The sequence below is a fragment of the bacterium genome, from assembly GCA_030019025.1.
Classification (GTDB): domain Bacteria; phylum Hydrothermota; class Hydrothermia; order UBA1063; family UBA1063; genus UBA1063.
Genome location: JASEFR010000032.1, coordinates 1 through 16,871 on the forward strand (window position 1 = coordinate 1; position 16,871 = coordinate 16,871).

General features: G+C 36.1%; 13 protein-coding genes. 6 read left to right on the forward strand and 7 right to left on the reverse strand.

Annotated elements, in window-relative coordinates; translation table 11 throughout:
- The 7 genes from QMD82_07675 to QMD82_07705 all read right to left on the reverse strand — a co-directional run.
- Positions 1-835 (reverse strand): RAMP superfamily CRISPR-associated protein (locus QMD82_07675; GenBank protein ID MDI6851794.1); only part of this gene is annotated, 835 nt, incomplete at its 3' end.
- Position 836: 1 nt separating this feature from the next.
- Entirely contained in the window at positions 837-3,827 is a 2,991-nt protein-coding gene (locus QMD82_07680) for a CRISPR-associated protein Csx11 (protein ID MDI6851795.1), read from the reverse strand.
- A complete protein-coding gene (locus QMD82_07685; GenBank protein MDI6851796.1) occupies positions 3,821-5,122 on the reverse strand; it encodes an RAMP superfamily CRISPR-associated protein in 1,302 nt (433 codons plus the stop codon). Before QMD82_07685 ends, QMD82_07680 begins: the two co-directional genes overlap by 7 nt.
- A 10-nt stretch (positions 5,123-5,132) precedes the next feature.
- Positions 5,133-6,173, reverse strand: a complete 1,041-nt coding sequence (locus QMD82_07690) for an RAMP superfamily CRISPR-associated protein (protein ID MDI6851797.1) — start codon at positions 6,171-6,173, stop codon at positions 5,133-5,135.
- Positions 6,160-7,926: a TIGR02556 family CRISPR-associated protein gene (locus QMD82_07695; protein ID MDI6851798.1), complete on the reverse strand. Its 1,767-nt coding sequence runs from the start codon at positions 7,924-7,926 to the stop codon at positions 6,160-6,162. Before QMD82_07695 ends, QMD82_07690 begins: the two co-directional genes overlap by 14 nt.
- A gap of 24 nt (positions 7,927-7,950) precedes the next feature.
- Positions 7,951-8,712: a CRISPR-associated endoribonuclease Cas6 gene (gene cas6 / locus QMD82_07700; GenBank protein MDI6851799.1), complete on the reverse strand. Its 762-nt coding sequence runs from the start codon at positions 8,710-8,712 to the stop codon at positions 7,951-7,953.
- A 137-nt stretch (positions 8,713-8,849) separates the two neighbouring features.
- Complete coding sequence (locus QMD82_07705; GenBank protein ID MDI6851800.1) at positions 8,850-10,835, reverse strand: DUF505 domain-containing protein; 1,986 nt, start codon at positions 10,833-10,835, stop codon at positions 8,850-8,852.
- Positions 10,836-10,972: 137 nt separating this feature from the next.
- Between QMD82_07705 and QMD82_07710 the strand changes: the two genes are divergently transcribed.
- From QMD82_07710 to QMD82_07735, 6 genes are all read left to right on the forward strand, one after another.
- Positions 10,973-11,386, forward strand: a complete 414-nt coding sequence (locus QMD82_07710; GenBank protein ID MDI6851801.1) for an arsenate reductase ArsC — start codon at positions 10,973-10,975, stop codon at positions 11,384-11,386.
- A gap of 90 nt (positions 11,387-11,476) precedes the next feature.
- Positions 11,477-13,027 (forward strand): GGDEF domain-containing protein, encoded by a 1,551-nt coding sequence (locus QMD82_07715; GenBank protein ID MDI6851802.1) that lies wholly within the window; start codon positions 11,477-11,479, stop codon positions 13,025-13,027.
- A 24-nt stretch (positions 13,028-13,051) separates the two neighbouring features.
- A complete protein-coding gene (bcp, locus tag QMD82_07720) occupies positions 13,052-13,528 on the forward strand; it encodes a thioredoxin-dependent thiol peroxidase (GenBank protein ID MDI6851803.1) in 477 nt (158 codons plus the stop codon).
- Positions 13,529-13,771: 243 nt separating this feature from the next.
- Positions 13,772-14,062 carry a nitroreductase family protein gene (locus tag QMD82_07725; GenBank protein ID MDI6851804.1) on the forward strand — a complete coding sequence of 97 codons (291 nt, stop codon included), beginning with the start codon at positions 13,772-13,774 and terminating at the stop codon, positions 14,060-14,062.
- An 87-nt stretch (positions 14,063-14,149) separates the two neighbouring features.
- On the forward strand, positions 14,150-14,524 hold the full coding sequence (locus QMD82_07730) for a hypothetical protein (GenBank protein ID MDI6851805.1): 375 nt from the start codon (positions 14,150-14,152) through the stop codon (positions 14,522-14,524).
- Between the two features lie 3 nt (positions 14,525-14,527).
- The coding region (locus QMD82_07735; protein MDI6851806.1) for a valine--tRNA ligase at positions 14,528-16,871 on the forward strand (2,344 nt) is incomplete at its 3' end.

Here is a 16,871-nt window from a genome sequence, read left to right on the forward strand (position 1 = left end):
CTTCAATATTGGAGTTGACTATTTGGGAAAATAGGTTTTCTGGAACGATAATGATATCTTCGACACCCAGTTTAAAATTGACGAAATTAAGTTTAGTTTTCAAACTATCCAACTTATTATTAAATTTTTTAGTGTTATCTACCTCTAAATAAAGCCAGCCAAGATTTATATGTCCTTCATCACCATTCTTTGTTAGAATTTTATTATCTGACGGCTCAGTTAGCTCGTTTATTCCAATTTCTTTTAATTTTCTTACCGTTGTTATCCATTTTGTCCCTTTCATTGTAAAAACCGGGAAGAAAAGAATGTTTAGATCGCTAAAGAATATCATTCCCTGCCAGCTTATATCTTTTTTAGAGAAACCAAAGCCTTTACAGACTATACAATGTCCGCAGTGCCCAGTTTTTCCTTCTTTGTTTGTAACTGTTATATTTGATAACTCTTCCTGAGGCACATTATCCTGACCGGCACAGGTTAACTCTAACAATGTGTTACCTCTAAAAAAGTACCATTTAGAATCATCCCATTTTTGAACATTTTTGATATTATTATTTTCAATCCAACTATCGATTTTTTCTTTGATAGTATTGCCGTTTTGCTGATTTTTAATATCTTCTCTCTTGGGTTTTATATCTTTAATCTTACTAAGTATTTCCAGCGTCGTATAATACCTCCACATACCAGCAAGGCTTGAGCCGGGAATTTTAGGGACTCTGGTTATTGGGTCTCTTACAATTGTATTGTCCACTCTTCCTATTGTGAATCCTCCTGTTCCTATATAAACAGGATCCATTGTCAATGCAAAAATCTTATGTTCTTTTACTATACTTTCCATTTTAAACCTCCTTTAAGGCTTTGTGCCAGAATTCGTATATGTCTAAGAATTGTTTTATTTTTTCCTGTGAGATTTTATCTTTAATTTCTTCATGTGAAACATTGTTTATCTCAAACCATTTCTTGATAAATTCATTAATTTCTTGATTTTTGTGTGGTTCCAGAATGTTAATTATTGCAGAGGCTAAAAATAAAGGAGCATTGCCATCAAAGTTTTCAAGTTTATCATATAGCAAGCTTACTAAATTATTTAGCTTTGACTTGGCCGTTGATTTTAAGAAAACGTCTTTAAAGTTTAGGAATAAATCAAAAGATTTTTCAATGTCATAAGGTCTACTGTCTTTAAATTCCAGAATACGCTTGTAATTATTGGCATCATCGTAATAAATATCGTTCCTCCTTGTGTTTGTGTCCAAAAACTCAAAGTCAAATGTGTTTGGAATGTATTTGATTTTATTATCATCTGGAATTTCATCGATATTTTCAATCCAGTATTTTTTTGTTGCTTCAGGCTCTATATAAAACTCATAATCTTTTCCCCGAAAATCCCCGAAATAAAGAGAGTAATATTTGTATGGTTCATTACATTGTTCTTCTTTTTGCTCTTTTCCCCTTTTTTCATTATAAATATTTTTGAATTCTTTAGCTCCGATATCAATCCAGAGTTCATTTCTATCTTCTACATCTCTTCTTATTTTCCTTAATGCATTTATCCCTACATATAATGGTTTTTTATAATCCTGAATAACTACTCCAATGTGAAGTGGTAATTTTCCATAAACATATTTAAAATGTTCATCATAAAGTTCTTGAACATTTTTTATAAAATCAGGTACATATTCTGCTGGTATGATAAACTGCCAGCTTATAGGTGTTGGGTCTATGATGGACATATAGGGTTTATAAGTTTCTTTTTTTGCATTGTTTAATTGTAATTCTATACCGGTATCGGTTTCATTTTCATATTTCTTAAGTTTAAAACTACTGGTGGTCAGTTCTTTCAAATAAGAGATCAAATATACCTTTTTATCTTTTGCCCAGAATATTGCATTACCGTCAAAATATTCTCCATCTGAGATATTGATATTTTCCCAGTAAAGCCTATATCTTCTTTCGTCTGGAATTTTTGCTACACACAAAAATTTTTCTTCTATCTCTTCAAAAAATTCTTTTGTGCTTTCCCATATTCTTCTAAGTCTTGCTGGTGATGGATTTTTCCGGAGTAAAAATTGCAGTATTAGAGTTGATAGAAAACTTATATTGTTGGTGTCGTCGTCTTCGCTTAATAGATTCCATTTAATTTCTCTATTGTCAAAATCTACGTTTTTTCCAAGTTTATTTTTTATAAACTTTTCCCATTTATCACCAATTGAACGTTCAAGGAGAAGTGATTCAATTATCTTGTTTTGGTTAATCTTAAGCCCATGAAGAGCTTTATCTGTATATTTTTTTAAGACTGTATTCTCAACTTCTATATCCTGATTATTCTTACAAATATTTTTTAGTTCACTTACAAATTTATTAAAATCATCTTTCCAGTTTATACCAGTTTGCAAAACTAAAGTATTCAACAAATCTCCATTTAACCAATCCATCAACTCAAACTTCATCACAACAAGGGCTATTCTATCATTTTTGTCTTTTAACTCACTCATCCAGATAGTTTCACCACTTCTATTTTTAAGCCATTCTTCAACTCTCCCCTGTGTTTTCTCTTCATAGCAAGTTTTACAAATATTCTTATTCTCCTCCCTTTTATCACCTTCAAAAACCAGCCTCTGCTTGCAAACCTGACAAATTCCGATAGCATCATCACTATTCATTAATGCTTTTTTCTTACTCCAATCTGCTTTTAAAAAGTTTTCCCTTGCTTTTTCAAGAAGGTTTGTAAGGTTCATCAATCCCCTTGATGCTTTTGTAAGAAATATGGAAGGATAAAATTCATCTTTTGATTTTTCTTTGAAAATTTTTAATATCTCTTCCTTTATCCCATTTAAATCATTTCTCAAAATAGCTAAATCATTTTTATCATCTCCTAAATCTTCTCCAACTATAAAATAAATTCCAGTCTCATCTCTATAAACTTCATTGCCTACTGGATATTCATACTCTAAAAGCTTCTTTATTTCTTCATCTATCTCTCTTGATATGTCTCTGTACCATTTGATATGCGACGGTTTAAAGCCTTTTTCAGCAAGTCCAAGCTTATCATATTGAATTCCAAGGATACGCCATCTTATCGACGCAGGATTATTTAGATAATTTTGCACCGTTGAGTTTTCTAAAATCATATTTGCAAGGACTGCCTTAAACATTGAGGCAGTCATATAAGCCTGGTCCCAGAGGGTTACATCGTTAACTGGATATCTACTATCACTTAAGAGTTTTGAATACCAGGGCTTTACTTTTTCAAAAACAAACTTTCTTATTTCCTTCCAGTCTGGGCTTTGATAATAATTATTTCTTAGGAGAAAACAATCCAGGTCCCTAAAAAATTCCAGTCTGGCATCATCAAAATCCTTTTCATCTAATTCAAACTTAAAACTTCCAAAAGCATTAGAAAGCCATAAAGGGGGGGTTAATTGCTTAACAGGGTTTCCTTTGTCTATTCCTGAATTTATATTCTCACATCCCCGGAAGAAAACCTTTTCTACAAAATCCTTATTGCTATCCTTATTGCTATCCTTATTGCTTTCTCCCCCAAGCATTATATCTTTGATTTCTAAATCCGAAATTATATTTGCGATGTTTATTTTAAGATTATTAAAAAAATCTCTGAGTTTTTGTGAGACACTACTTATTTCATTGTCAAAGTGATTTTTATCAATATATTCTTTATAACTACTCCACTTAAATTGCTGTTGTAAATGTTGAAAATTTTTCCTCCACCAACGAAAGCCTATATGGGTTTTCCCAAGATTAAAAAGCAAAGCTCCTATCTCAGCTTTTAAAATTTCATTTCTATGTTCTTTTAAATTGTCTAATACTAACATTTCTTCCACCCCTTAATCTCGACTGTTTCATTAAAACAATAAATCCTGTTATTCTGGTCTACTTCAAACCTTCCCCAGCCAAGTTTAGTTTTAGCTCCAATGCCTTCATCAGATAATTTCTCGATTGCTTTACATAAATTCTCTAAATCACATTTTGCTTCACTTTTCAATTCCTCATCATTTTTCATAATTCCATCGAATGGAATATATAAAATCTGTAGAATCCCCTCTGTATTTTTGGGTACAACTTCGTAATGAATTGGATTAGTTCCGGCTCTTTTCCTTCTATCGTGGGGGTTTATAATTTCTAAGGAAAGTTTATCAAAATAGGTTGGATAAAATATTGCTCTTCCTTTATGTGTTTGAAATTCTATGGGTATATTTGATTGGGATCTTTTTATTTTTTGCGATATTTTATTATTTAATAGTTCTATGAGTTTGTTTTCATCATTTTCGTTATTAATTATATCAATGTCATCTCTTGAAACCTTTATCCCCAATTCAAAGAGCATGAACTCTAAAATTTTGCTTTTAAATTCTTCTGAATTTTTAGATTTTTCTCTCAAATATTCTTCAATTACCTTTATATTTTCAGAGCCGGCACCAAATATTCTGAGATAACTTTCTATAATCCCATTTCTTTTACTGATATCATTCTCTTCATTTAGTAATTTCTTAAAAGCTCCAGCTAAAGCCCCCTTCCAGGATGAACCCCTGACCATTGGAACTTTAAATACTTTTTCTTTCAATACTGGATTTTGAATGATGTAAAATTCGTCATCATCCTTTGAAAAATATGGAGCTATCAGTTTAAATTTAACCCACAGAGCAAAGGAGTAGTTGGGAAGGTTTTCTAAAAGATTTTTTATGTGATTTGAATCTGTAATAATGCCAGAAATTTGATGAATTTGTTTTAATTTTTCGTTATTTATTGAAAAAGTTTTAGAATCTGATGTTAAAATTTTTTCTTTTAAAAAAGCTAAAGGAAAATCTTTTGTGGTGTCAATAGATTTATGATTTTTTATGAAATTAAACAATTCTCCATTATCTTTTCCACTATTTAATTCTTCACGAAATATTGGGTCAATACTCAAAAAAGGAATTTCTTTTTTTAAAGATTCAATTTTATTGCTATCTAAAGTAGGTGGTTTCTCATCCTTTTTGAGGAAATCTTTCAGATTTGCTTTGGGCTTAAAAAGATATTTACAAAAAACTATATATTCATTTAAGCTATTTACATTATTTAAATCTTTTTCTATTATCTGCAATGCTTCATATGTTTTCCCATTACTCATCTTTTTTCTCCTAATACAAACTCAAAATCCCAACAATAGAAAGCAAGCCACATTCATAGGAACTATTGATTTTGTTTATATATGGTAAGATCTTAGAGCCTTGTGGTAAATCTTCATTTTGAATATTTCCAGTTTTGCCGAATACATAATGTCTATCTTTTCGATTATTTTCCCTTATCCTTAAATTGGCTTTTTCAAGGATTAAATCCTTTAACATTTCTTTTATGTTTGTATTTATTGATTCACAGTTCTTTCTCCAATATCGAATTTTAAATACCTTTTCTTTTAACAAATTTTTGTCCGGAATTTTTTCATAACTCTCAGTTATTGTTAAGGTTTTATTGATACCAAATTTTGAAAAATCAAATTTGTCTTTCTCCTCCCAATTACCATTTTGAGAATTAACACTTAAAACCTTCAACCTCCCGTACCCAATATTCCATCCACCACCCCAGTAGCCGTATTTATCCATAAAAGTCAACAAAGGAAGGAAAATAGAGTCTTTTATTTCATTATGAACTCTAAAAACTACTTCAATCTTACCCCAGAAATAAGGAATTTTAAAATAAAAAACTGAGAAATTATTATCTGATCTTTTAGGACAATCATTCTCTTCTTTCACCTCATCTTTATTATTTTTGTTAAAGCAAAATTTATGAGGGATTTTTAATCTGTTTCCGAAATAAAAATCTTCTATAAGTTTAATTTCATTTATCTCAATCAAACTTCTCCATCCCGTAGTGCCAAACACTATTGCTGGAATAGGAACGCCAAGCTCTTTTAATGCTTGAACCTGACCATTAAAATCTGTGCCTGATGTCAGTAATTTCTTTCTTATTTCATCATTCTTTATATCTTTCTCAAACCTCCCTTTTTCATTATTAAACTCTTCTTTCTTACAAATCCCGCCAAAATAACAAATCACCTCAAACCAGAACCTCAAACTCCCAATCAAAGAAGAAGGTCTTATCTCTGTATTATCCCTCCATGCATCGCCTGTCCAAAGGGGGGTGATGGTTTCAAAAGCCACTCTGATTTCACTTTTGCTCATTTTGCTCTCCTTCTTTGCCTTCTGTGTAAACTATGTTTTTAATTTCATCGCTCATGTTCATCCCGCAGGCGAAATAGAAATTAAGTTCATCAGTATGCATCTTCCAATTGTCTCCAGCTTCAAGAAAGTATCTTGAGGCTTCCTGAGCAATTATCTTTTTTCCTGTATCGAAAGCGTCGTATTCAATTAACTTATTAACGACTTCCGGAAGTAGTGCCTTTATGTCTTTTTCGTCCATCTTTAGACTTTTTAGTTTCTTCATAAAAGGCGGACTCGTGTGTTTACCGGACCTTTCGAAACGCTGTTTGTTGAGTAACATTTGAGTTAGAGCTCCCAGTAAAAAAATTGCCCGCTTTTCCGGAGTGTTTAACGATTTTCCATACTTTTCGAAGATTTGCTCAAATATTCCCGTTTCCATAGTCACCTCCTGGAAATCTAAAATTCCAAGTTCTTCAAAGAATTTAACACAAATAAAGGCATCTCTCGTTCTATCCAAATAATTTTTGTCTTGAACCAATTGCTCTCTTATGTTTTGCATGAAAAATTTCACAATAAATTTAAAGTTGATTTTCCTCCCTTTAAAAACAGAATCAACAATTTCCAAAAAGTATTTGTCAAGGTCAAAATTTTTCTTCTGTGTATCGGATTTTTTGAAGAATAATCTTAGTGTGTCAAATTTAAAGTCCGCTTTTGTAAAAAGGTTGTCAACTTGTTTTTTGGCTTTAAAAATCTTTTTTAACCTGGATGGGTAGACATCTTCAATGAGAAGTACGATTCGTTCGGCGCTTTGCTGGGTTTCGAGAAAGAGAAGGTTAAAAGTTACATTGTCCTCTTTTTGTGATAAGTAGGGGAGAATTTCTTTTTCATCAGAGGTGATTCTTTTAATCGTTTTATCTTTCAACGAAATGTCTTTTCGTGTATGGGAGAGGATATCTACGATCTCATTAAATACTTCAGCATCATCTTTTAGTATGTTGGGGATCACTTGGTAACGAAAGCCGCAAAAATTGAAAGTAAGTTGACTATCTATGAATTCGCGACCTTTCTTAAGTAATTCCCGGCATTCCTGACAAACAGGAAAGTTTTTCCAAAAATTGTTTTTGTCAAACCACGTTATAAAACCCGGTTTGTCGTCGGTATCGAAGTTATAGACGTAAGTTCTTGCCGAAACATTTTCTTTGACCTCTCCACAGATAGAACAAGTCTTGTTTTCTGCTGAGGATTTTTTTATCTTTTCCAAAGTAATTTTTAGATGGGCTTTTCTAAATAGTTCAATGTCACCAATGTAGGAGTTCCCGATTTTAACTGTCAAGTATTTTCCAGCTTTTTTGGGGACTTCTTTTAATTTCGAATCCAATTCCGAGAGAATAAGTTTTTCCTTTTCTTTTAGATTTTTTACCATCTTTTCTGGGATTTTTCGTTCTTCTTCCTCTAATTCAGAAAGTTTAGCGCATTTTTCCAACCATCTTAAGATTTTCTCAAAGGTCTTCTCAGGTTCTGTGAGAGGGGCGATGGGTGCTGGCCTGTTCCCCTTGCTTTCGCCTTCTTTATAAAGGTAACGTGAGATTTTCTCAGGGTCGAACTGCTCCACACTTAGTTCTTTGAATTGGTAATCCTCATCACTATCCACAACGATTGCGAAAATGTACCCCTGTTCTGTGGATTTATTTGTTTCAGAGTAAATTATGTTAATTTTTCCGTGCTTTTCAATTTCCTTTATTAACCTTCCAATTTTTGCAACTGCTGAAATCATTACCTAACCTCTTTTAATGAAGCCTTAACTATTTTTATGTTTTTCCCACATCTCAATGCATCCAAAACCGCTGGAGTTTTTTGCTCCGAGACCTGCGTCAAAGGCCATCTGATGAAGTTTTGGAGGTAAAGATAACTCGAATATCCCGTCCCAACCTTTTATTAGATTGCCTTGGTAAGTGAGAATTCTTTCGTCCTTTTTGCTAACTTTGTAGGGTTTTATTGATCCTCCTTCAATTTCCTCTCCGAACCAGATTCTGGCTTTCCTTTGTAGATTTTTAAGAAGGAGGATTTCAAAATCTTCTTCAAAGGGACTGTAATAATAAACCTTTTTTCTGCCATCTGCTGTGGTAACTGTACTGTATACTGTTATGGGTGATAGCGTCTTTACTAAGATCCTGTCTCTATATTCCGGTACTGCCTCCACTTCCACAGACACCAGCTCAAGTGTTTCGCTTCCAAGTTCAAGATGGGTCTTCCTGAAAAGATTGGAGGCAAAAGATTGGATAAAGTCGCTGTAAGGCGAGGCAACTATGAGGTAGACGTTGCCGTGAAATATTATGAATTTTTCTTTTATTTTTACATTGTCGGAAGGGATAAGACGCGAAAAAGTAAAAAATTTGATCCGTCTTCTCGAAGCAGGGTCCTTAAATCCAACGTTATGTAATGTGGTAGCCAGCCACTCATCCAAGTTCGTATATATGAATGCTTGAATCAAGCGGTTGTAATGTATGGGTAAAACGAGAGTAGAACCCACAATGGGTTTTAAACAAAGTTTTAGACGCATGAACTTTAATATTATGTATTTCGAGGTAAGTATTGTCAAGTGTTCGAATTTCGTTTAAAAACAAAACCACTACTTTGATTCTAAATTCAAAAAATGAAGCCTGCTTCTACATTAATTTGTTGTTTTAAACTGGTTCATCAAAAACTTTCTTCCACATACCGTGTTGCGACAGGGGTATTCATTTTCTCTACAGCTTCCAGGAGTGTTATACCTGCTTCTGTTAGGCTATTGTATCCGACATATCCGAAGAGTCTTGCAACTTGAAGTGCCTCTGCGAATACGTCGTCTGATAATCCAGATATTTTCTTGGCCTCGGAGACATTTCGTGGCAGAATACGCACTTTCTTCTCTTTAACGTAAAGTGTTCCTACCTTTCTTAATGCCTGTAGTAGTCTTACGATAACAGGTGTTACAGGAAATCCTGCACTTTTAGGAACCGATAGTAATGCTTTGTTAAGCAATTTTCCTGCTTCAGTTTGAACGATGTTCCCGTCAGGTAATACTTCTATTAGACGCCTCGCTTCCAGTTTATTCACTGCGTATTTTATTTTCCAGAGTGGCATTTCATCCTTTAGGAAGGTGGCAAGCTCGTTTAATGTGATTCCCTTTTCAGGGATGATAGAAAATACTCTATGTTCATATTTTGTGAGGAATGGTAGCCTGTAGGCTTTTTCAGCTAAATTTGCATAGAGATTTCCTCTGCGTGACGGTCCTGCAGTACCTACCAGTCCCTCTTTCTCGGCCAGCTCGTACCATTCTAAGTTTGGAGCTGCAAAGGCTTTTCTTGATGTTGTAATTGCTTTCACTGCTGGAGCACTAATATATTCCGCATCATCCTGTAAAACCATTTCTCCGTAATTTGTTAATTTGAATACCTCTTTTCCTTTTTCATCTTCCTCACTTTGTATGAGGTTAAAGCTCTCAAGACTATGGAGGAAAGCTCTCAGATCGAAGTTTTCAATGTACCATGCATTTAAATCTATGGCATAAAAGAAGTTTTTGGCAATATCTCTATATTCTTCAGTAATTTCATCAAACTTTTCACCATATTTCTCTTTCAAAACTTTGTACTCTGCACTTTTCCTTTTTATCATTTCCTTTTTGAGATTTTCAAAAGTGGGCCGCTCTTCGGGGTTGTTCTGGGCTTTTTCCCAAAGGTACTTTATAGCCCTGAGAACATCAATTTCATCCTTTTCTAAGTCAAAGGCGACCGCTACACCATTCGGGCGATCTTTTAAAAGACGGAAAGCCTCCATGGCAAATTCACCGGCAGGGAGTAATTCACCTGCTGGCCCAATATAACCGAGGGATTGTAGTATTGTAAGCGCTGATTCTGTTAACTTTCCCAAATCGATATATTCTGTGAGTGAAATTAAAATTTCTGTTGATAATACAACACCACTTCCGAAGCCTCCATGGGTTAGAGTATTTTTTACCGCTTGTCCCAGTGCAGTGAATGCGAAAATTTCGGATTTTGGAACGGAGTAGGCTATAAGACGCATTCCTTCCAGCAGATGTTTTTCGTGATCTGAGGCAATAAGACGTGAGCTTTTGGCTGGACCCATTGGAAGTCTGCGTATAACCTCCGCTAAAGAACTATCTATTACGAAGTTAGGCTCGGTATTCCTGTATATTCTTAGAGCTGTCTTTCCCTGTTTTGTTAAAATTACGTACTCTTTTTTATACTCTCTGTCATACACCTTGGCTGCTAAACCACGTGACAATAGGGGTTCAATTCCTTCTGGTCCAACTTTTCCTGCAAGATCGGCCGATTCCAACATTGCAATGATCTCCGAACCCAAGAATCGAAAATCATCATCCCATTCTGCAGGTGGTTTGAGTCCCTTTGCCTCCCGTATGACTATGTTTCCTTTTACTTCCTCTTCCTTTTCTGCAAAAGGTTTGGGCCCCATCTGGTAAAGTTCTCTGAGAAGAGTGGCTAATTCTCTACCTATAGATGTAAGAGTGAGTTGGAGAGGGTTGGAAAATCGCAGAAAACCCATAAGTTCAAGCTCGCGAGCTACAAGCTCGTCCACTTCTTCTAAAGGAGTATATGAAAGCTTCTTATCTTCATCAGTTAGCAGTTTTTCGAGGAGAATTGCGTGTTGCTTTTTTATAACCATAGTACCTCCTTTGTTTTTAAATTATATAGTTCAAAAACTCGAATTTTCAAGGCTTCCTGAAAATGCAGGAATTGGCACTGTTTTTATGTGCTACAAAAAGGTTTTATTTAATTCTGTTTTACTCTTATAATAGTTACATGAAGAAAGTCCTCTTTATTTGTACTCATAATTCGGCACGTTCGCAGATGGCGGAGGCTCTTCTTAATCACCTTTATCCTGATAAGTATCGTGCTTTCAGTGCGGGAACAAAGCCTGGAACTTTAAATCCTTATGTAATCAAGGTAATGGAAGAAATAGGGATTGATATGTCGAATCATAGGCCTAAAAGTGTAGAGGAATTCTTAGGGGAGACTTTTGATTACGTTGTAACGGTTTGTGATCAGGCTAAAGAGACCTGTCCTTTTTTCCCTGGTGCCAAGGAACATATCCATCAGAGCTTCCCAGACCCCTCTTCTTTTCAGGGAACGGATGAAGAAAAACTCAACTTTACGAGAATGGTTAGAGATAAAATTAGAACTTTTATAGAAGAATTTTTCGGAAAATTGGGCTAATCTACTTCCTTCTAACCTACTGGTAAGTTGCCCCCTCAATGCTTCGTGCTATTGACATTTTTATATTTCGGCTTTATCTTAATACATATTATGGAAATGCGGGTAAAATTGAGATTATTTTTTGACTTTTTTGTTGGTCTTTCAGGGGTAGCAATTCCGATTTTGTTGATTGGGTTAAAGCCTAACACCTTTCCAAACTTCTTAGAGTACTTGCTTCTATGCGTCGTTTCTGCTCTCTCAGCTCTCTGGTATGTTGGGTTTAGATCCACGATGGTTTCCTTTGAAATTGCAATTTTCTTTTTTGTGACACTTCAGTTCGGTTATGCTGTTGGTAGTTTTACCGCAATGTTAGTAATCCTCCTCGTTTGGTTGGGAAAATCCTTTCACAGATACTTGAGGAGGACAGATAATCCTTTAAATACACTTAGAACAGGATTTTTTAATGCAGGACTTTATGGTGTTATTTACTTAGTTGGCGGTACGGTTTATAAAGCGTTGGATGTAAGGCTCTTGGGCGCGGTCATCGCTATGATAGCCATAATTTTGACAAACGAGTTAATTTTCGTTCTAAGAGAAATTATTCAAGGAAATAACATCCTCGAATATTTGAAAAAAGAAGCCTTACTAAGCGACTTTGTTGAACTTTTAGTATATCCTCTGGGAATAAGCTTGTGGCTGATGTACAGGTCTCATGGTTTCTATGCAATTGTTCCAGTTTTAACAGTGATCCTTGTATTGTCCTATATTGGTCATCAATATTTTCTTTACCACCAGGAGCTGAGTGAAAACATTAAATTTATGGAAAAGTTGAATGAAATTCAGGGAAATTTAAACAGGTTAACAGATCCACAAGAAATCCTTGACTATGCACTATACGGAATTGCCCATATTATACCAGCTTCCTTTATTGCTTTCAGACTTTTGAGAAAGCTTTCCTACTTAAGCGGTAGCAAAATTTACGATGGACACGATGTTAGGCCACTGGAAGAAGAGGAGATTGACAATATGTCATGGGATTTGGTTTTTAATGTGGTGCAAGGCGACATCATTTTGGGTGAAATTTTAATAGGTGTAGGTCAGGGGCTTACGAGAAGCCACTATTCAGTGCTTCAGAATCTGATAAGTGTTATAAACGCAAGTCTGGATAGAAGTATCATTTATAAGGAGTCTATTCTTGACGGTTTAACGGGCCTTTATACCAGAAGATTTTTCGAAGAAAGGATTAAATCTTACATTGCTCAGAGTAAACGTGAAAAGAAGCCATTTTCTATGATACTTTTTGATGTTGATAAACTCAAATATGTTAATGATACTTTTGGCCACCTGAAGGGGGATGAGCTCCTTGTAACTTTTTCAAAGATTTGTATGGAGTATACCCGTGATTCAGATCTCTGTGCCAGATGGGGCGGAGATGAATTTGTGGTAGTTCTTTATGGTGTAGGGGAGAGGGAGGCGGAAAGGGTTGCCAGGAGAATAAGCGAGGAGTTTGAGAATGTAAAATTTACAGGTCTTGGTGGAGAATTCGTGGCAACTTGCACTTATGCCTGTAAGGAGTTTGACCCAGAATTTCCAGTCACCTCTCGAGAACTGTTTTATCTTGTGGATTCGATTTTAATTGCTAAGAAAAAGGGTAATAAATAGTACAATGCAATAGGAGGGTCTTTCATGTTGAGGGAGGGTGATCTTGCTCAAGATTTTTGCTTGCCCGATGAGGAGGGTAATGAAGTGTGCCTCAGTTCCCTTAAAGGGAAATGGATAGTTCTTTACTTTTATCCAAAGGATAATACATCGGGATGCACAAAGGAAGCTATTGGTTTCACAGAAAAAATTGGAGATTTCAAAAAGCTAAACGCAGAAGTGTTAGGAATTAGTAAGGACAGCGTTAAAAGTCATCAGTCATTTAAAAACAAATACGGGCTTAAAGTCAAGCTCCTATCAGATGAGTCTGCTGAGGTTTTAAAGAAGTTTGGGGCATGGGGTAAGAAAAAAATGTATGGAAAAGAGGTTGAGGGCACTATAAGATCAACTTTTCTGATTGATCCAAATGGTAGAATACGGAAAATTTGGCACAATGTAAAGGTAAACGGGCATGCTGATGAAGTATTAAAGGTTTTGGCGGAAATGGTAAAGGAAGGAGTATGAGCATAAAAAGGTAATCGAAAGAGAAGGGTTTACAGGTCTTTGCTACATTTTGAGGTAACAAAGGAACTCATTGAGGACCTTATGACCTGTGTTTCCTTGCACCTTCTTGTATGAATAATCGGCCTTGGCGTTTTGTCTTAGATCAAATCTTTTCCGTTACGCCACGAAGAAATCAGGGGCAAAGAGTGCGGGTATGATAATTGCTTTTTTCTCAAAGAAAGACCTGGACTGCTCCTTGAAGATATAAGAGACTACTATTTGTTCGATGTAGGTTTGGCCACCGCCTTTTTAATTCTTAGGGCCACTGAACTTGGTCTTGTCGGTCATCCCATTGCAGGTTATGATCCTGTTAAGGTTAAAGAGATTTTGAGGATTCCGCAGAATATGACATTGATAGCCCTTTTGATAGTTGGTAAAAAGCCTGATGAAATCTTACTACTTCTTTCAGAAAAACAAGTGTTGGCGGAGAGACAAAGGCCAGAAAAACTCCCTTTTGAGAAAGTTGTATTCATAAACAAGTACTCCGAAAGTTAGTGCGAAGTGGTTTAATTAGTTCTCGACGTGCTTGACATTTTACCATGTTGAATTTATATTTTAGCACTAATCCATAGGGAGGTTATTATGGGTAAAATTAAAAGAGAGGATATATTGCAGCTGTGGGAGTCAGTTACCGATTTCGGAGAATCTTGGAGCGAAAAGATAAAGGAACTTCAGGAAAGAATTGAAGAACTAAAAAAGATTGAAGATTACGAGTCTATTAAGGAAGACCTGGAGGACCTCTCTGACGAGCTTGACAATTTGAATGTTGAGATTGAAGATGTTGTCAGTGATGCGATTGATGGCGTCATTTCCTTAGAGGAGCTTTCCGATTTATTCAGGGATTATGCAGATAAATTATTGATGCTTGAGCAGGAACTTATTGAACTTGAACTGGAACCTGAAGAATTTGAGGAAGAATGGGAAGAAGAAGAGGGAGAAGAGGGAGAAGAGTTCTGAATAATGAGTGAGATTCCAACCAGATACAACCCTGTTGATATAGAAGATAAGGTTTACAATTTTTGGATTGAAAAGGGGTATTTTAAGGCGGACCCACACTCGGGAAAACCTAAATATTCTATAATGATCCCTCCTCCTAATATCACAGGTGTTTTAACGCTCGGTCACGTCTTGAACAATACCTTGCAGGATATAATGGTTCGCTTTAAACGAATGCAGGGACATGACGTTCTATGGCAGCCGGGAATTGACCACGCTGGCATTGCAACTCAGAATGTTGTAGAAAAGGCTTTGGCTAAAGAAAATAAAACGAGATTTGATGTTGGGCGAAAGGAATTTCTTAAGCGTGTTTGGGAATGGAAAGAAAAGTATGGAAATACAATTTTGCTTCAACTTAGAAAACTTGGGGTTTCCTGTGACTGGTCAAGAGTTAAATTCACAATGGACCCTGATCTATCCAGGGCCGTCATTACCGCCTTTGTGAGGCTCTATAATGATGGTCTAATTTACAGGGGAACGCGTATTATTAACTGGTGCCCAAGATGCGGAACCGCACTGGCAGATGATGAGGTTGAGTATGTTGAAAAGAAAGGGAAACTTTATTACATAAAATATCCCCTTGTGGATGGGAGTGGATATGTTGTAGTTGCTACAACGAGACCGGAAACTTATTTGGGAGATACAGCTGTAGCAGTAAACCCTGAAGATGATAGATATAGGGAAATTGCTGGTAAAATGGTAAGATTACCTTTGGTTACATGGAATAGAATTAGCAGTGAAGGAACGGTGGTTTCTCCTGAAATTCCCGTGGTTAAGAGCCTTAGGGTTGATGCAGAGTTTGGCACAGGGGCGGTAAAGGTTACCCCCGCTCATGATCCCGTGGATTACGAAATTGGAGAAGAACTTAATCTACCTAAGGTTAAGATAATGGAACCTGATGGCGTTTTAAATGAGAACGCAGGCATTTTTAAGGGAATGGACCGTGAAACAGCGAGGCATAGAGTAGTGGAAGAGTTGGAAAAGCACGGTTTTATTGAGAAAATAGAGGATTATACCCACAATGTTGGAACCTGTTACAGGTGTAACACAATAATTGAGCCATACCTTTCACCCCAATGGTTTGTGAGGATTAAACTTCTTGCCGAGAAAGCTGCAGAAGCGGTTAGAAAAGGCGAGGTGGAAATAGTCCCCAATCAGTTTGAAAAAATCTATTTTAACTGGCTTGATAATGTAAGGGATTGGTGCATTTCAAGGCAAATCTGGTGGGGCCATAGAATTCCCGTTTACACCTGTCAAAATTGTGGCAATGTTATGGTTGAGGAAAATCCACCTTCCTCCTGTCATTCTTGCGGTTCTACCAATATCGTTCAGGATGAGGATGTTTTGGATACCTGGTTTTCGTCATGGTTATGGCCATTTTCAACCCTCGGATGGCCTGAAAAGACTGAATATTTAGATAGATACTATCCTACCGATCTTTTGATTACGGGATGGGACATTCTGTTCTTCTGGGTGGCGAGGATGATTATGGCGGGGTACTATTTCATGGGAGAAAAGCCATTTCACAGAGTCTATCTCCACGGACTGATAAGAGATGAGAAGAGAAGGAAGCTCTCGAAGAGCCTCGGAAATTCGCCTGACCCCCTTGCTCTCATTTCTAAATATGGGGCGGATGGTGTAAGGATGGGTCTAATGCTTATAACACCTGAGGGTCAGGATGTTATTTACTCTGAAAAGAAGATGGAAATCGGAAGAAACTTCTCAAACAAGCTGTGGAATGCTGGTAGATTGCTCATTATCAATCACGACGGAAGCAAGATGGAGCCCGAACCCGCCCCGGAGTCTCTTGAAGATAAATGGATTCTTTACCTTTTGGATAAAACAGTTTCTGAAGTGACTAAAGCCCTTGATGAGCTTGATTTTAATAAGGCAGCATGGACTCTTTACGACTTTTTCTGGAGTGAATACTGTGATTGGTATCTGGAAGCGATAAAGCCGAGGCTTACTAAAAAAGATAGAACCGCTTTGCAAAATGGCTTTTATGTCTTTATGAATATTCTAAAACTACTGCACCCCTTTATTCCCTTTATTACTGAAGAACTCTGGCAGAAGTTACCATTTGAAGGTCTTGAAGAGTCTATTATGATTTCTAAGTGGCCTGAGGCCTCCGGTTTTAACTTTGAGGTAGACTATAGAAACTTTGCGATGATAAAGGAATTGATCCAAGGTGTGAGGCAGATCAGATCTGAAGTGGGTCTTAATGAAGAGGTAAAAATTTACGCTGAATTTGAGGATGAAGATTTATTGAGAATCCTTCAAGGGAATCTCCATCTGCTGTCGTTCCTTG